Origin of the sequence: Sporosarcina sp. ACRSL, from assembly GCF_022346605.1 — a bacterium.
GTDB lineage: Bacteria > Bacillota > Bacilli > Bacillales_A > Planococcaceae > Sporosarcina.
On the sequence record NZ_JAKRNT010000003.1, the window covers coordinates 332,717 to 347,025 of the forward strand.

General features: G+C 44.2%; 14 protein-coding genes, 2 rRNA genes and 1 riboswitch. Of the genes, 6 read left to right on the top strand and 10 right to left on the bottom strand.

Going from position 1 to position 14,309, the window contains the following annotated elements; genetic code table 11:
* The first annotated feature begins 3 nt into the window (after positions 1–3).
* The 3 genes from queC to queE are packed head-to-tail and all read left to right on the top strand — an operon-like array spanning position 4 to position 1,795.
* Entirely contained in the window at positions 4–669 is a 666-nt protein-coding gene (queC, locus tag MHZ92_RS06870; protein WP_239430839.1) for a 7-cyano-7-deazaguanine synthase QueC, read from the top strand.
* Positions 666–1,091 carry a 6-carboxytetrahydropterin synthase QueD gene (gene queD / locus MHZ92_RS06875; RefSeq protein WP_239430840.1) on the top strand — a complete coding sequence of 142 codons (426 nt, stop codon included), beginning with the start codon at positions 666–668 and terminating at the stop codon, positions 1,089–1,091. Before queC ends, queD begins: the two co-directional genes overlap by 4 nt.
* A complete protein-coding gene (queE, locus tag MHZ92_RS06880; RefSeq protein WP_239430841.1) occupies positions 1,088–1,795 on the top strand; it encodes a 7-carboxy-7-deazaguanine synthase QueE in 708 nt (235 codons plus the stop codon). The genes queD and queE overlap by 4 nt, the downstream gene beginning before the upstream one ends.
* A 62-nt stretch (positions 1,796–1,857) precedes the next feature.
* Here the strand turns inward: queE and MHZ92_RS06885 are convergent, their stop codons facing one another.
* Genes MHZ92_RS06885 through MHZ92_RS06895 form a run of 3 tightly spaced genes read right to left on the bottom strand, consistent with a single transcriptional unit; the run spans position 1,858 to position 5,859 of the window.
* Positions 1,858–3,342 (bottom strand): sodium:solute symporter family protein, encoded by a 1,485-nt coding sequence (locus MHZ92_RS06885; RefSeq protein ID WP_239430842.1) that lies wholly within the window; start codon positions 3,340–3,342, stop codon positions 1,858–1,860.
* 25 nt (positions 3,343–3,367) lie between these two features.
* Entirely contained in the window at positions 3,368–4,120 is a 753-nt protein-coding gene (locus MHZ92_RS06890) for an SDR family NAD(P)-dependent oxidoreductase (protein ID WP_239430843.1), read from the bottom strand.
* A gap of 11 nt (positions 4,121–4,131) precedes the next feature.
* Positions 4,132–5,859 (bottom strand): methyl-accepting chemotaxis protein, encoded by a 1,728-nt coding sequence (locus MHZ92_RS06895; RefSeq protein WP_239430844.1) that lies wholly within the window; start codon positions 5,857–5,859, stop codon positions 4,132–4,134.
* Between the two features lie 100 nt (positions 5,860–5,959).
* Positions 5,960–6,045, bottom strand: a riboswitch (cyclic di-GMP riboswitch).
* Positions 6,046–6,391: 346 nt separating this feature from the next.
* Here MHZ92_RS06895 and MHZ92_RS06900 point away from each other — a divergent pair.
* Entirely contained in the window at positions 6,392–6,967 is a 576-nt protein-coding gene (locus tag MHZ92_RS06900; RefSeq protein ID WP_239430845.1) for a TetR/AcrR family transcriptional regulator, read from the top strand.
* A 2-nt stretch (positions 6,968–6,969) separates the two neighbouring features.
* Entirely contained in the window at positions 6,970–7,971 is a 1,002-nt protein-coding gene (locus MHZ92_RS06905; RefSeq protein WP_370644645.1) for an SDR family NAD(P)-dependent oxidoreductase, read from the top strand.
* A gap of 52 nt (positions 7,972–8,023) precedes the next feature.
* On the opposite strand, the gene MHZ92_RS06910 is transcribed toward MHZ92_RS06905, so the two are convergent.
* From MHZ92_RS06910 to MHZ92_RS06930, 5 genes are all read right to left on the bottom strand, one after another.
* Positions 8,024–10,129, bottom strand: a complete 2,106-nt coding sequence (locus MHZ92_RS06910; protein ID WP_239430847.1) for an MMPL family transporter — start codon at positions 10,127–10,129, stop codon at positions 8,024–8,026.
* Positions 10,126–10,527 (bottom strand): hypothetical protein, encoded by a 402-nt coding sequence (locus MHZ92_RS06915; RefSeq protein WP_239430848.1) that lies wholly within the window; start codon positions 10,525–10,527, stop codon positions 10,126–10,128. Before MHZ92_RS06915 ends, MHZ92_RS06910 begins: the two co-directional genes overlap by 4 nt.
* 74 nt (positions 10,528–10,601) lie before the next feature.
* A complete protein-coding gene (locus MHZ92_RS06920; RefSeq protein WP_239430868.1) occupies positions 10,602–11,936 on the bottom strand; it encodes a sensor histidine kinase in 1,335 nt (444 codons plus the stop codon).
* Between the two features lie 40 nt (positions 11,937–11,976).
* Positions 11,977–12,651 carry a response regulator transcription factor gene (locus tag MHZ92_RS06925; RefSeq protein WP_239430849.1) on the bottom strand — a complete coding sequence of 225 codons (675 nt, stop codon included), beginning with the start codon at positions 12,649–12,651 and terminating at the stop codon, positions 11,977–11,979.
* Positions 12,648–13,469 (bottom strand): YihY/virulence factor BrkB family protein, encoded by an 822-nt coding sequence (locus MHZ92_RS06930; RefSeq protein ID WP_370644643.1) that lies wholly within the window; start codon positions 13,467–13,469, stop codon positions 12,648–12,650. The genes MHZ92_RS06925 and MHZ92_RS06930 overlap by 4 nt, the downstream gene beginning before the upstream one ends.
* Before the next feature lie 105 nt (positions 13,470–13,574).
* Between MHZ92_RS06930 and MHZ92_RS06935 the strand changes: the two genes are divergently transcribed.
* A complete protein-coding gene (locus MHZ92_RS06935; protein WP_239430850.1) occupies positions 13,575–13,847 on the top strand; it encodes a hypothetical protein in 273 nt (90 codons plus the stop codon).
* Between the two features lie 140 nt (positions 13,848–13,987).
* Here MHZ92_RS06935 and rrf read toward each other — a convergent pair.
* Together rrf and MHZ92_RS06945 are read right to left on the bottom strand one after the other, a co-directional pair.
* Positions 13,988–14,103: ribosomal RNA gene (rrf, locus tag MHZ92_RS06940) — 5S ribosomal RNA — on the bottom strand.
* Between the two features lie 86 nt (positions 14,104–14,189).
* Positions 14,190–14,309: ribosomal RNA gene (locus MHZ92_RS06945) — 23S ribosomal RNA — on the bottom strand; the annotation flags it as partial.

The following is a 14,309-nucleotide window of genomic DNA, read 5'->3' on the forward strand; positions in this document are numbered from 1 at the left end:
ACAATGAAAAATGAAAAAGCAGTAGTCGTCTTTAGTGGCGGTCAAGACAGCACGACGTGCCTATTTTGGGCATTAAAAAACTTCCGGGAAGTCTCAACGGTGACGTTCGACTACGGGCAACGGCATTCTGATGAAATCGAATGTGCCCGAAAAATCGCGGAGGAACTTGGCGTATCGTTCAATTTGCTGGATATGAATTTGATTAACCAGTTATCAGCCAATGCGCTAACACGGGATGACATTGAAGTGACGGAAGTGGATGGCGAATTGCCGTCAACGTTCGTACCTGGACGAAATCATCTGTTTCTATCTTTCGCGGCGGTCTACGCTGATGCAATCGGCGCACGGCACTTAATCACCGGAGTGAGTGAAACGGATTTTAGCGGTTATCCTGATTGCCGCGACAATTTTATTAAATCTTTAAATGTGACGCTGAATTTGGCCATGGATGGAAACTTTGTCATCCATACGCCGTTAATGTGGCTTGATAAATCCGAAGTATGGGAGCTGGCTGGTGAACTTGGAGCGCTCGATTTGGTGCAGGAAAAAACGCTCACTTGCTACAAGGGCGTACCGAGTACGGGATGCGGAGAATGCCCTGCGTGTGTGCTGCGTAATGAAGGGCTTGCGGCGTATCAAGCACGCAAGACTGCAGGTGCAGCTAAATGATGCAGCAATTTTATCCGCAAGTACAACATGACTATCGATTCGAATTAAACAAGGACATGAATTTTTCAGCTGCGCATTTCATTCCCCATGAGGATGCCGGAAAATGCAAAGTGATGCATGGGCATACGTATTTTATTAATGTCACCATCGGAGGGAATGAGCTGGATCCGCTCGGTTTTTTGATTGATTTCAAGCAACTGAAAGATCTCATCCATAAAAAATATGATCATTCCGTGTTGAATGATCATCCTGAGTTCCAAAATACCTTTCCGACAACTGAACGATTGGCAGAACAAATTTGGAAATCCATTCAGGATGTTCTCCTCACACGAGACAATCGTCCTGTGTGCCTCCAAGTGGTCGTTCGGGAAACGCCAACGAGCTATGTTGTCTATCGCCCGGTACGGGAGGAGTTACTATGAAAATTCCCGTAATGGAAGTGTTCGGCCCTACAATCCAAGGTGAAGGAATGGTCATCGGTCAAAAAACGATGTTTGTTCGGACGGCGGGCTGCGATTATTCTTGTGCTTGGTGCGATTCCAGTTTCACATGGGACGGCACAGGCAAAAGCGTTTCGAAACGCCCGCAAGACATTATTGATGAACTGAAAGCAATCGGTGGACAGTCCTTTTCGCATGTTACGATTTCAGGTGGAAATCCTGCTTTGCATAAAGGGATCGGAGAACTCGTCGATCTTTGCCATGCAGAAGGTTGGAAAGTTGCAGTCGAAACACAAGCTACATTTTGGCAAGATTGGTTGTTGAACATCGACGATATCACACTTTCTCCAAAACCACCGAGTTCAAAAATGATAACGGATTTCAACAAACTGGATCATTTCATGGAGAAACTGACAGATACAAACGCAAGTCTGAAAATCGTTGTTTTCGATGAAACGGATTTCAAATTTGCGGAAGAAGTCCATCTCCGTTACCCATCGGTCCCTTTCTATTTGCAAGTAGGTAACGATGACACGACAACAACAGATGACGCCTATCTCGTATCCAACTTATTGAAACGGTTTGAATGGCTTATTGATTTGGCTGTCGCTTCCCCAATTATGAACGATGTGAAGGTGCTGCCACAATTGCATGCCCTTGTGTGGGGGAATAAGCGAGGCGTATAAAATAGTACCAGTAATAAAATCCACTTGAGCCCTCGGGACCCAAGTGGATTTTTCACATTCTATTAGACACTTAATTCTTCTTTACTTCCTACGTCGTCCAATGATTTATCCTTTTCAATCTTATGCATATCTAATACATGCTGGGACGGTGGGATTACGAAGCTTAAAATAATAATTGTCAGTCCAGAAATGATAACACCCGAGAAGACCGGCATATGCCATAATTCATCCAACAGACCGAGGAATCCATCCGAAGTTGTCGTCGGACCAGGTACACCAGTTAACGATGTAACGAGGTAATAGACGAGCCCTACAGATATACTCGCCCAAACGGCCGGTGTGCTTACACGTTTCCAGAATGGTCCTAATAAAATTGGCCAGAATAGCGTAACGAATACGATATCCCATGCTAAATATGCCAGGTCGATTACTTTTTGCGCACCGATTGCCATAAATAAGCCTAACATAGCACTTAGGAAGATGACACTTCGTGAAAAGAATAATAGCTTTTTCGGTTCGGGGTTCGGGTTAATGAAATCTAGATAAATATTTTTCGTCACAATCCCGGAAGTTGCCACATAGCATGCTGCCACTGTGGACATACCCATCGCCGCCATAGCAGTCAAGAAGATGGCAGCTAAGATTGGCGGGAAATACCCTTGCGCAAAGGCAAGCATTAATGTTTCCGGATTAGAGCTGTTCGGGTAGATCGATTTGAACGCTTCCCCTAACATGCCCGGAATCCAGCTGATTGCAATGACGATGGAGCCTGCGATAATCATACTCCTTTGGGCAACACGCGGATTTTTTGCCGCGGCAACCCTCTGACCTAAATCGACTGCAGGTATGTCCCCTAATGCTAATACTAAGTACAGCGTCCAGAACTCTACCCCGCCACGGTTCAATAATTCACTAATATTCCACCATTCCGGATTGAACGTGACATCCGGATAATAAAAGAAAATAAAGATCGTAATCCCTAAAATACCTGCAATGGCAAGCGCCCCTTGCACGATCTCAGTATAGGCAACCGCCCAAAGCCCGCCAATGACAGAGTATAAAGCTGTCAAAGAAACGAACAGTATGGCAGCTGGAATAAAGTCAATCTGGAAAAGCTGTTGGATAATGTATGTACCACCTACGGTCAATGCTGCTGCGTTGAAAACACCGAAAGCAACAGCCATAACGATTCCGGTATACGCACCTAACTTTTTACTGCCATATCGTAATCCATAATAATCCGCTAACGTCCAGCCTCTTAATCTTCTAAGCGGTTTCGTCCAGATAAGTGCACCTAGAATCATACATGTTCCGAGGCCTCCCATTGTCGCAGCGCCTTCAAAACCGCCGCTCGTATAGCCTGAGCCTACAGCAGCGAAGAAGAATGGGGCTGCCAGCATAGCCGCAACCAAGCTGCCCGTAACGACAGGCAGTGGCATGCTCCATCCTGCTACAATTAAGTCCTCTGCTGAATTGACCCGTTTATAACCTCTGTAACCAATATAATAAATAAAAATCAAATACAATCCAAATACAACAATATTCATCGTTCCATAGTCTCCCGTCTTTTTCTTAGCCGTTCATGACGACGCCGCCATTTGGTGTCAAAATCTGTCCCGTGTAGAAATTCGCGTTATCCGAAGCTAAAAATAAGACACTCTTTGCAATTTCTTCTGGTTGGGCCAATCGCTTCAGTGGATATTTTGCTGATTCTTCTTCAACATAATTCTCTCCGAAAGCATGCAAAATATTTGTATGCGTGCCGCTTGGCGCTACTGCATTTACTAAAATATTTGGAGCTAATTCTCGGGCCATCGCCTTCGTAAATGCATTGATGCCGCCTTTCGCAGCTGAATAATGGGTGAACTCTTCGCACCCTAAGCTTCCGATATCGGAAGAGATATTGATGATCTTTCCTTTATTTTGCTGTTTCATCCTCTTTGCCGCTTCACGGCTGTTATTGAAACAGCCGTAGAGATGGACTTTAATCATTCGATCCCATTGTTCATCCGTCATCTCCGTAATCGGAGCGTCTTGCGCAAATCCTGCGTTATTCACTAAAATATCGATGCCGCCGAATTGTTCATCCATATATGCATACATGTCGCGGACTTGGCTTGAATCCGATACATCCGCAAGGTATGTCAATGCACGAACTCCGTGTTTTTCTGCTTCTTGCCGTGTTTGCTCGGCAACTTCTTGATCACCGATATAATTGATCAAAACGTTTGCCCCGTGCTCCGCAAATTGCACAGCGATCGCTTTTCCGATTCCCATGCTGGCGCCGGTAACAAGTACGTTTTTACCTTCAAGACCTAATTTCATTCCATTTCACCTCATAATTCAAATCGCTTGATCAATGACTGGAGCTCTTCCGCTGTTTTGTCCAATGACTTGGAAGCCTCCATCACTTCTTGCATAGACTTGAGTTGCTCATTCGTCAAATTCGATACATTAACCGAGAGATCAGCTGATTGCTGTGATGCTATCTTCATATTATTAACCGACGCAGCCACTTCTTCTGAAGAAGCGGAGATCTCTTGTGACGCAGCTGAAATTTCTTGGATTTGACCTGCAACCTCTTCAGCAGAATTGACAATCTCTTGGAAAATGTCTCCTGCCTTCGCTGTTTGATCCAATCCGACGCGTACATTCTCTTTCCCTTTTTCCATTACTAGTAGAGAGTGGTTCGAGTTTGATTGAATATCATTAATGAGCTTATAAATTTCGGAAGCCGAATGAGCAGATTGCTCGGCCAATTTTTTAACTTCTCCCGCTACAACAGCGAATCCTTTTCCATGCTCGCCGGCTCTTGCTGCCTCAATCGCCGCATTCAATGCCAATAAATTCGTCTGCTCTGCGATATTTGTAATGATATCTACAATATTGCTGATTTGATTCGAGTTATCATTTAATCCTTGAATCGTTGCATCAATTTGATTGACAGACTCATTGATCAATTGCATTTGGTCAATGACTTGCTGAATCACTTCATTTCCTTCCTTTGCGGCATTTGAAGTGAAGTATGATGATTCCGAAACGGTATGCGCAGATTCAGCAATCCGTTGAATGCTCGTTGCTGACTCTTCCATAGCAGAAGCTGTTTCCACCGTCATAACCATCGTCGTTTCAGCGTTTTTCGCGAGATGATCGATTTCTCTCGAAACATTCGCCGCATTTCTATAAGACTCTTCAGCAGTTGTCGTCAGCTGTGTTGCAGAAGATGCAATGACATTTGACGTGTTTCGAATATTCATGATGACATGTTGTAAATTGGACACCATCTCTTTAATGGAGCCGGATAGTTTTCCAACTTCATCTTTTGATTCATCCAATTCAACATCGCGCAAATCACCGCCTGCTACTTGATTGGCAATGATAACCGCTTTGTTCAACGGGCTGAGCAAACGGATAATCGTAAAGAATAGGACTGCAAACAAAATGACAAGACCGATAACAGCAATCAGAATTTGCTTCGTAATGTTATTCTTAATAATCGCCTGGATATAGTCCGCTGAGTAATCAATACCTAAAACAGCGATCGTATTTCCATTCTCATCTTTCAATGGGCTGAAAACAGTTCTCCACGATCCGAACGAGTCTTCAAAGATGCTTGTCACTTCTGGTCGGTCATTTTCAATCGCAAGCTTTGCCGCTGTCATATGTACAGGTGCAATGTCAGTGAATAATTCGCCAATTTCATACACTTCGTTCAAATTATTCGTATAGCCGACAGTGTTGACTCCGCCATCTTCCATCTTCCAAATATAGCTCCAAAACATAATGCCTTGCTGTTCCAAGATATGGTCTAACTGTTCTTGTACCTTCAAAAAGTCCGGGTCGGATTCTCCTTTTGCGTCTAACACCTTTTCTACATCTTTCGAATCAAGCTGCATAGCCGTCAATAGGCCGACGCTTTTAAGCTCTTGCTCAAGATCGCCTTCCAGCTGACTTTTTAGTTGGGAGATGCTTTGTGTAGTTGTGACAGCGAATAAAGCAATGACAATAGCGAAAACAGTAAGCAACAATTTGAACTTAAGCGGAATGTTTTTTAACCAACGCATGCCCTTCTTTTCCTCCTAATCAGAAAATAATTTTTCCACAAAAAAAAAGCCATCTCTAATTTAGAAATAGGCAAATTAAAAACCAGAAGAATATCTAGTTTTATGCAGCTCAGCCATCATAGCATCAATTGCTTTAGACCTGGAGCTTTGCGTCCCTTTCTTTCAAAAGGTTTGCCAACTAAATTCCTTAAAATAGTAACATAGACTTCTGCATATAGCAACAAAAAATGCTAAATTTCTCCAATAATTTAATTACATTTGTACTATTACCCATAGGATTAGAGGCTCTAAAAACCTAATAGCCGCTTGCACTTTTGGCGTGGTGTCGACTCTTAAACTCACAAAAAAGATGATAGATTAGTCCCTTATACTTAACCAGCCATTTTTACTATATTTAGTAACTAACGTCCCTCTCTTTATCGGTTAATATGAAAAGAACTTGTTCGTAATCCATTAACACGCAATTAACAATTGACAACTATCTAAAAAGTATTTACAATTTATTTGAACAGTGGTCAAATGAGGAGGTACTATGGCATCTCGAAAATCTGCGCAACGTGATCTTACCCGGGAGATGATCATGGATGCTGCAAGGGATTTATTTATTGTCAAAGGATATGAGCACGTTTCGATGCGGCAAATCGCGAAAGAGCTTGGTTATAGCCATGGAGCTATTTATTATCATTTTACCAATAAGGCAGAGCTATTTTATGCACTCGTTGAAGAGCATTTCGGTATGTTGGAACAGAGATTGCTGGAGCTCGCACAAGCCCCTCTTGCTCCGCAGGAAAAGCTTGAAGCGATCTTGCTCGGTTATATCGAATTTGGTTTAAACCATCAAAGCCATTATGAAATCATGTTCTTAATCAAAGATGAAGAAGTGCGAAACTGCATCAATCAAAGTCCGAACAAAACGTATGAATTATTTGCCCAAACCGTGCAAAGTTTATGTGAGAAACAGCTATCCATACAAGAGATTTGGTCTATTTTCTTATCCTTGCATGGGTTTGTCACACACTATTTGCGTCACGTCCTTCAATACGAAGACGTTAAAGATATGGCAAAGGGGCACGTTCGTTTTTTGCTGAAAGGTACATTTGAAAGTTAGCCATCCTTGGCTTTCTTTTTTCCACCTCATTTGAACAGTGGTCAAATAATAAATTTGGGGGAATTCATATGAAGAAAGCTCTTGTTTTAGGAGCTTCCGGCGGAATGGGATTTTCGATTGTGAATGAATTAATTGAAAGAGGAATTGAAGTGACTGCATTTGCCCGTTCGGAGCAGAAACTAAGGAATCTGTATGAGGAGCGGCGTGAAATTACTATAAAAACCGGAGACATTTTCAATTTGCAAGATATCGTAGATGTAGCCAAAGATGTAGATATTATTTTCCAAGCAGCCAATATTCCTTATAAGGAATGGGAGGATAAATTAGTCCCTTTCATCGGGAATGTTGTAAAGGCAGCAGAAATTCAAAATACAAAACTTGTACTGGTCGATAATATTTATGCTTATGGCAGATCGAACGTGGCTAAGGTGACGGAAAACACACCAAAACAGCCCCATACAAAAAAGGGGAAAATCCGTTTACAAGTAGAGCAGCTTGTCAAACAATCAAACGTTCCAACGATCATTGCCCACTTTCCAGATTTTTATGGCCCGAATGCTGAAAGTACAATTTTGCATTACACTTTAAAGGATGCTGTTCAGCATAAAAAGGCAATGTTCGTCGGAGACCAAACGATAGCAAGAGAGTTTATTTACACACCGGACGGAGCAAAGGCTGCGGTCAACTTATCGATGAACGACAATGCCTATGGCCAAAACTATAATATTCCTGCTTATGATGTCATTACCGGGAAAGAACTCGTTCAGATTATCCGTGAACTTTCTGGATACAATAAACCGGTTTGGACTGTATCAAAAAATCTAATTCGGTTCCTCGGCATTTTCAATGCTGATATGCGTGAAGTAGTTGAAATGTTTTATTTGAATGAAGAACCGGTTGTGTTGGATGGGGCTAAATATGAAAATGATATCGGTCCGCTTCCTCGCACTTCCTATCGGGAAGGATTGCTACGGACAATCGAGTACATGACTGGTGCAAAGTGAATAGCAGACAAAAACGCCACTCCCCAACATAGGAAGTGACGTTTTTCATTTATTAAATACGTTTCGGCCAAAAGCTCCATTTGCCAAGGAGCACTAAAACAGCGGGAATCAACAATGGACGGACGATAAACGTGTCGATTAAAATTCCAAGGGCCATAATGAACCCGAATAGCTTCAATTCATAGATCGGCATTGTTGCAAGCACAAGGAATGTCGCAGCTAAGATGACCCCTGCCGAGCTGATGACTCCCCCGGTGCGCTCGACTCCTTTTCGCACCGCTTCGTCAAACGGCATGACTTTCATCTCTTCACGAATCCTTGCTATGAGCATAATGGAATAATCGACGCCCAATGCAACTAAGAAGACAAATGCATAGAGCGGAATTCGATAGTTAATGCCTTCTAAGTCAAGAAACACTTCAAATAAGTAGTACGACAACCCTAACGTTGCCGCAAATGACAGCAAAATGCTCCCAATCATGTAAATCGGTGCGATGATCGACCGCGTTTGGAACCCTAACATGAGCGTAATCAAAACAGTCATTAAGATAATGACAATCCACGTATCCCGATCATTGACATCCCGTATATCGGCATTGACTGCAGTTTCACCAGAAATATACATCGATGTATCTGATAGGTTCGCTTCTTTCAAGATCTTGTCACTGTTTTCCCGTAACTTTACGACTGCATCGAACGCGTCCTCATCATAAGGGTTGCCTTCAAATATGAGAGAGAATTTTGCGGCTTTCCCATCTTCGCTTAACGGATTGCCTTGCGACGTCACACTGGCAATGGCAGGATCTTCTTCGATTCGGTCAATCACTGCCCTCATTGCTTCCATCTCAAATTCGCTTTCGGTTACAAATAGCAATGTTCCAGGGGCTAAGCTTCCTTTCGAAAAATCCTCTCCTAGCCTCTCGTATCCGACTCTAGATGATAAGTCTTCCGGAAACGATGCAATTAGATCATATGATTCTTTCATGTTCGTCATATTCCATGCGCCTAACGCTAGCAACAAGAGGATTGGAATCATGAATTGCCACGGTTTTTTCGTAACGACAGCCGCCACTTTCCCCCAAACCGTTTTCTTTTCAACTGTCGCCTCACCGTATTTTGGAATGACTGGCCAGAATGCTTTTCTGCCGATCACCGCAAACAATGCCGGCAATAATGTCAATCCAGCAATAAGCATGGCACCTGCAGCAATTGCAAAAACCGGTGCAAAATTACGGTACGGCTCATACAGAGCAAAAAATAATGTCGCAACACCTAAAAGAATCGTGCTGCCACTGAAGAAAATCGGCTCTTTTACGTGACGGATCGTTTCTCTCATCGCCTCACTTGCATTCTCATGCAATTTCAATTCCTCCCGATAACGAGAGAAGATGAGCAATGAATAATCCGTTATGACCGCGAATAAAAGAATCGTCATAATTGACAGCGCCTGGCTATCGACGCCGAACCAGCCTTGTGCGGTTGTAAAGCCGATGATCCTATCAACCACTGCGTAAACGATACCTGCGCCCACTAAAGGGATGAGCGTCAACAGAGGAGAACGGTAAATGACGAGAAGTAGAACTAAAATCAGGCCTACCGTTGACAGCAACAGGACGATATCCGCTCGACTGAACAGCTCAACCGCATCCGAAGCAATTCCGGCCGGACCCGTCCAAGACAATTCGATCGTATTTTCGATTTGACTGCCGACTGATTCCTTTATGGACAGGACTAATTTGTTCAAATCCTTTCCTTCCAGGGTTTGCGGTACCGTCAATGGAATGAAGAATGTCTCTTTATTCTCCGAGAGGAATGTCTCTCGCAGCTCGGGGTTGAACTGGGATAAAGGAATGACATCCACCTCTTCAAACGCTTTATCCTCTTTCAACGATTCAATAGCTTTCGAAAATCCGATAAGCTCTTCATCTGACAACTCTCCGTCCTTATGGAACACTCCAAATAAGGGAATGTCCCCGTCATTTGGAAAATGCTTCTCCAACTCGTACGCCGCCACAATGGAAGGAGCATCGGAAGGCAAGCCTGCATCTTTATTGGCGATGACATTTTCATTGCCCATTGGTGCAAGTCCAGATAACAAGACAGCCAGCAGAATCCATACACTGACCGCAATCCACCACGTCCGTTTTCCCTTGTTCAACCTCGGTTACCTTCTTTCTGCACCATTAGTGTCACAAGTACGAAAAGTGCAAAGCTAATCAGCAAAACGCTGCCTCCGACAATATAGAAAATGAGCGCGAACGTTTCATTCACGCCAAATGGTTTCATAAATTGAAGCCACATGCCTGCCGTCAAACCGATGGACCCAATGATTGCCGTCCAGCCGTGTAAGGTGACCAGTTTTTTGGCACGGACTATATAAATTTTGTAGAAGACGCCCCACGCAAAAACCGATAACCATCCGACGAGTAGGATATGGGCATGTATCGGACGGAAGGCGTATGATCCAGCTCCCGCCATATGTGAACCTAAAAACGTCCCAATCAGCCCGAATATAGCTGAAATCCGAATAAGCCGTAAACTCCATTGCTCCTGCATATCATTTCCTCCTACTTTATTCATGTTATACCTTGATAGTAAATGGTCAACATGAACGGAATATGAACAGCAGATTACAATTTAGGAAGTACTACGGTAATTGTCGTACCGATTCCTTCTTCACTATCGATTTCCACATGGCCACCATGCAGCTTCACGACTTGATGGACGATAGAAAGACCCAGGCCTGTCCCCTCAACTTCATGTGTCCTCGAATGATCGACACGGTAAAACCGGTCAAACAGCCTGCTAACATGTTGCTGTGCAATTCCTGCTCCATTGTCCTGGATATCAATTTTCACAGCATCGGTTTCGTCTGATAGCCGGATATTAATCTTGCCGCCCGCCTCCGTATATTTCAACGCATTGGAAAGTAGATTCTCCCATACCTTTTCAAGGAAAGCAGGATCTCCTGTGAACTCCAATTCATCCAATTCCATGACGAGTGACATTTGTTTCTCTTCTAGCAGCCATCTCTGTTTACGGATGACTTCTTTTAACTGCTCGTCCAATCGGAATTGGATTGGTTTCAATGGTGACACCAATTGGTCGAGAGACGTTAAGAGCAATAATTGCTTCGTCAATGAAGAAAGGCGCTCCGTCTCAGAATGGATGACTTTTGCATAATTTTTTCTTTCCTGCTCGGGCAGCTCTTCGTCCATCAGCAAATCGGCATACCCTTTAATATTGAGCAATGGGGTTTGAAAATCATGTGAAACATCACTGATGAACTCCTTGCGCACCCGGTCATTTTCACTCAGCTTCTCCGTCATCCGCTCAAAACTCCGCGCCAGCTCTCCAATTTCATCCCGCCGGTTAATATCCAAGGGCCCAGTGAAATTCTCTTCTCCGACTCTTTTTGCAGCAGTTGTTAACTTCGTAATCGGTTCAATCAATTTCTTTGCGACAATTAACATGGATAGTAGACTCACAATCGCCATAACGACGACCATGCCGCCTAGTAGATAATGGACTTCCGTAAACAACAATTTAAGATCCGGTCTCATGAAAAGCGCATACGTTTCCCCGTCATATGTAAAGGGGACACCTACTGTATTGGCAAGTTCATCAGAGAAGAAGCCAGCCATGAATGTCTCCGTTTTCAAATCACGCATGCCGTGGTACAGTTGCCCATCCAACACCTTTTCCACTGAAGCAGTCGGCAAATTCTCCACCCGAAATGGCGCGCCGTACATGGTGGCCTGCCGATTTTCATTCACGACATATAATTTATACCCGAGTGCGGATTTTGTTTCGAAATAACTAGCCAAATTTGCCGGCTTCTCAACTTCAATATAATCAACCATCGTTAGTGCAATACTTATGTTCTTAGCATCATTTTGCTCTTTCAATTGATGATGGTAATATGTATTCACAACCAAGAAAGCGATCATTGCGCTCACGAGCATAATACCCACTGTAAGGAGAGAAATCTTCCGTAGAGTGATCTCATGCACCCGACACCTCAAGCTTATACCCGACTCCGCGGATTGTCGTTATGTGTATATCCTCCGGCAATCCTTCCAGCTTATCCCGCAGCCGTTTGATATGAACGTTCAGCGTCTGTTCATCCCCTTCATAATCGTAACCCCACACGCGTTCAATGAGGAATTCACGTTCAAACACCTGATTCGGCTTAGAGGCAAGAACAGACAGCAGCTCAAATTCCTTCAATGGCAACAACAGCACTTTTTTCCCGATCGATACTTCATAACTTTGCCGATTGATTCGAAGGGGACCTGTTTGGATGATCGTATCGACAGCCTTATCGTATCTGCGCAAAATGGCATTGATCCGAAACAAAAGCTCCTTCGGCTCGAACGGTTTAACGACATAGTCATCAGAGCCCGCCAAAAAGCCTTTTTCCTTATCCTCCAACTCTCCCTTCGCGGTCAGCAACAAAACGGGAATATCCGCTTCTGACCGCAGTCTCTTTGTCAATTCAAACCCATCCATCCCAGGCATCATCACATCGACAACCGCCAAATCGGGCAGTCGATCATCTAGCATATGTAGCGCCTGCTCCCCATGAACCGCCTTGATCACTTCATAACCAGCCTGGGATAGATGGATATTCACCAATTCCAATATATTCGGATCGTCATCCACTACCAGTATTCTCATATTCGTCTTCCCTTCCGTTTGAAAAATGCCCGCAATTCTGCATTGAGCAACCCCGATACCATGAGGATGACTGCCGTCAAATAAAACCACAAAACAAGGAGGATAATTCCGGACAGCTGTCCATAAAGCCTTGTATAATCGACGTTTGCCACGTAGCTTCCGAAGAAAAGCGAGAACAGTTGCCATCCAATTGCAGAAAAAATTGCACCTGGCAACACTTCCTTCACTTTCATTCTACCTGTCGGAACAACTTTGTAAAACAATAGAAAAAAGAGGAACAAGAATAGCGTACCAAGACCCCATTTCACCATAGGCCACACCGTCCTCCAACCGCGCCATTGCTCGACTGCATCGTAATAGGTCACCACTTCATGCAACGCCCTCTCGATCAGTGGAAGAAACAATGACAAGGATAGCATTAGCATGAATAAAAAAGTGACACCCAAATCCCGGATCAACACTTTCCAGAACGCATACTGCCTTATATACCCATATGCCTTATCCAATGAACGCGCCAACGACTGCACAGCAACCGACGACATCCAAAACGCGACAGCCAAACTTGTATAAAATACATTCCCCTGCACTTTAAATATAATCGCCCGCACATTCTGCTCAATGATCACATACGCCTCACTCGGGGCAAAAGGTCGAAGAAACGCCAAAAACATTTCTTCATTGACAGGCAAATAACTGAGCAAGGAAAACAGGAAAATGAGAAAAGGAAACATCGACAGCAGTAAATAATACGCCGTCTGCGCCGCCTGATCGAAAAAACGCTCCTTGAAAAACCTCTTCACCACATTGCGCACAATCACCTTCTCCCACCTCCTCCCCTCAATATACCCTATTCTTTTAGAAGAAATTGAATGCGCGTAAATTATTTTGAATGGGGGGCAGGGGTTGATTTGGGCTTGTAGTGGATGGCTTTGGACATGGGATGGATCGCTTTGGACGCGCGGTGGATCGCTTTGGACGCGGGGTGGCCTGCTTTGGAAGCGGGAGGACTTGCTTTGGATGCGGGGTGGCCTGCTTTGGACGCGGGAGGACTTGCTTTGGTCATAGGGTGGATCGCTTTGGACGCGGGAGGACTTGCTTTGGTCATAGGGTGGATCGCTTTGGACGCGGGAGGACTTGCTTTGGACGCGGAACAGCACTCTTTGAACGAGCGAGGAGGTGTTTTGGACGCGGGATAGATAAATCTCATAACCGCGCGGTTCTACCCCAAGACTATGTACATACCCCCTCGCGCCAAATGCCTTTGACAATTTATGCACCTACTGTGGAAATAGTTTTTTAAACACAAAAAAACCACCCCCCACAGGAGATGGTTTTTGCCCGGCGACGTCCTACTCTCACAGGGGGAAGCCCCCTACTACCATCGGCGCTGAAGAGCTTAACTTCCGTGTTCGGGATGGGAACGGGTGTGACCTCTTCGCCGTCGTCACCAGACTATGTATGAACGATCTTGTTCGTTCAAAACCGGATAAAACCAACATTGTTGCCGAACTTCAAGTTCAACCGTACTTAAATAACTTAAGGTTAAGTCCTCGATCGATTAGTATCCGTCAGCTGCACGTGTCGCCACGCTTCCACCCCGGACCTATCCACCTCATCTTCTTTGAGGGATCTTACTTACAAATGTAATGGGAAATCTC

Excerpts from the sequence above, each read along its gene's own strand:
- MHZ92_RS06885 (WP_239430842.1), bottom strand. The coding sequence starts at position 3,342 with ATGAATATTGTTGTATTTGGATTGTATTTGATTTTTATTTATTATATT.
- queC (WP_239430839.1), top strand. The coding sequence starts at position 4 with ATGAAAAATGAAAAAGCAGTAGTCGTCTTTAGTGGCGGTCAAGACAGC.
- queE (WP_239430841.1), top strand. The coding sequence starts at position 1,088 with ATGAAAATTCCCGTAATGGAAGTGTTCGGCCCTACAATCCAAGGTGAA.
- MHZ92_RS06935 (WP_239430850.1), top strand. The coding sequence starts at position 13,575 with ATGGCTTTGGACATGGGATGGATCGCTTTGGACGCGCGGTGGATCGCT.
- MHZ92_RS06925 (WP_239430849.1), bottom strand. The coding sequence starts at position 12,651 with ATGAGAATACTGGTAGTGGATGACGATCCGAATATATTGGAATTGGTG.
- MHZ92_RS06900 (WP_239430845.1), top strand. The coding sequence starts at position 6,392 with ATGGCATCTCGAAAATCTGCGCAACGTGATCTTACCCGGGAGATGATC.
- queD (WP_239430840.1), top strand. The coding sequence starts at position 666 with ATGATGCAGCAATTTTATCCGCAAGTACAACATGACTATCGATTCGAA.
- MHZ92_RS06920 (WP_239430868.1), bottom strand. The coding sequence starts at position 11,936 with ATGCTCGTGAGCGCAATGATCGCTTTCTTGGTTGTGAATACATATTAC.
- MHZ92_RS06915 (WP_239430848.1), bottom strand. The coding sequence starts at position 10,527 with ATGCAGGAGCAATGGAGTTTACGGCTTATTCGGATTTCAGCTATATTC.
- MHZ92_RS06890 (WP_239430843.1), bottom strand. The coding sequence starts at position 4,120 with ATGAAATTAGGTCTTGAAGGTAAAAACGTACTTGTTACCGGCGCCAGC.
- MHZ92_RS06895 (WP_239430844.1), bottom strand. The coding sequence starts at position 5,859 with ATGCGTTGGTTAAAAAACATTCCGCTTAAGTTCAAATTGTTGCTTACT.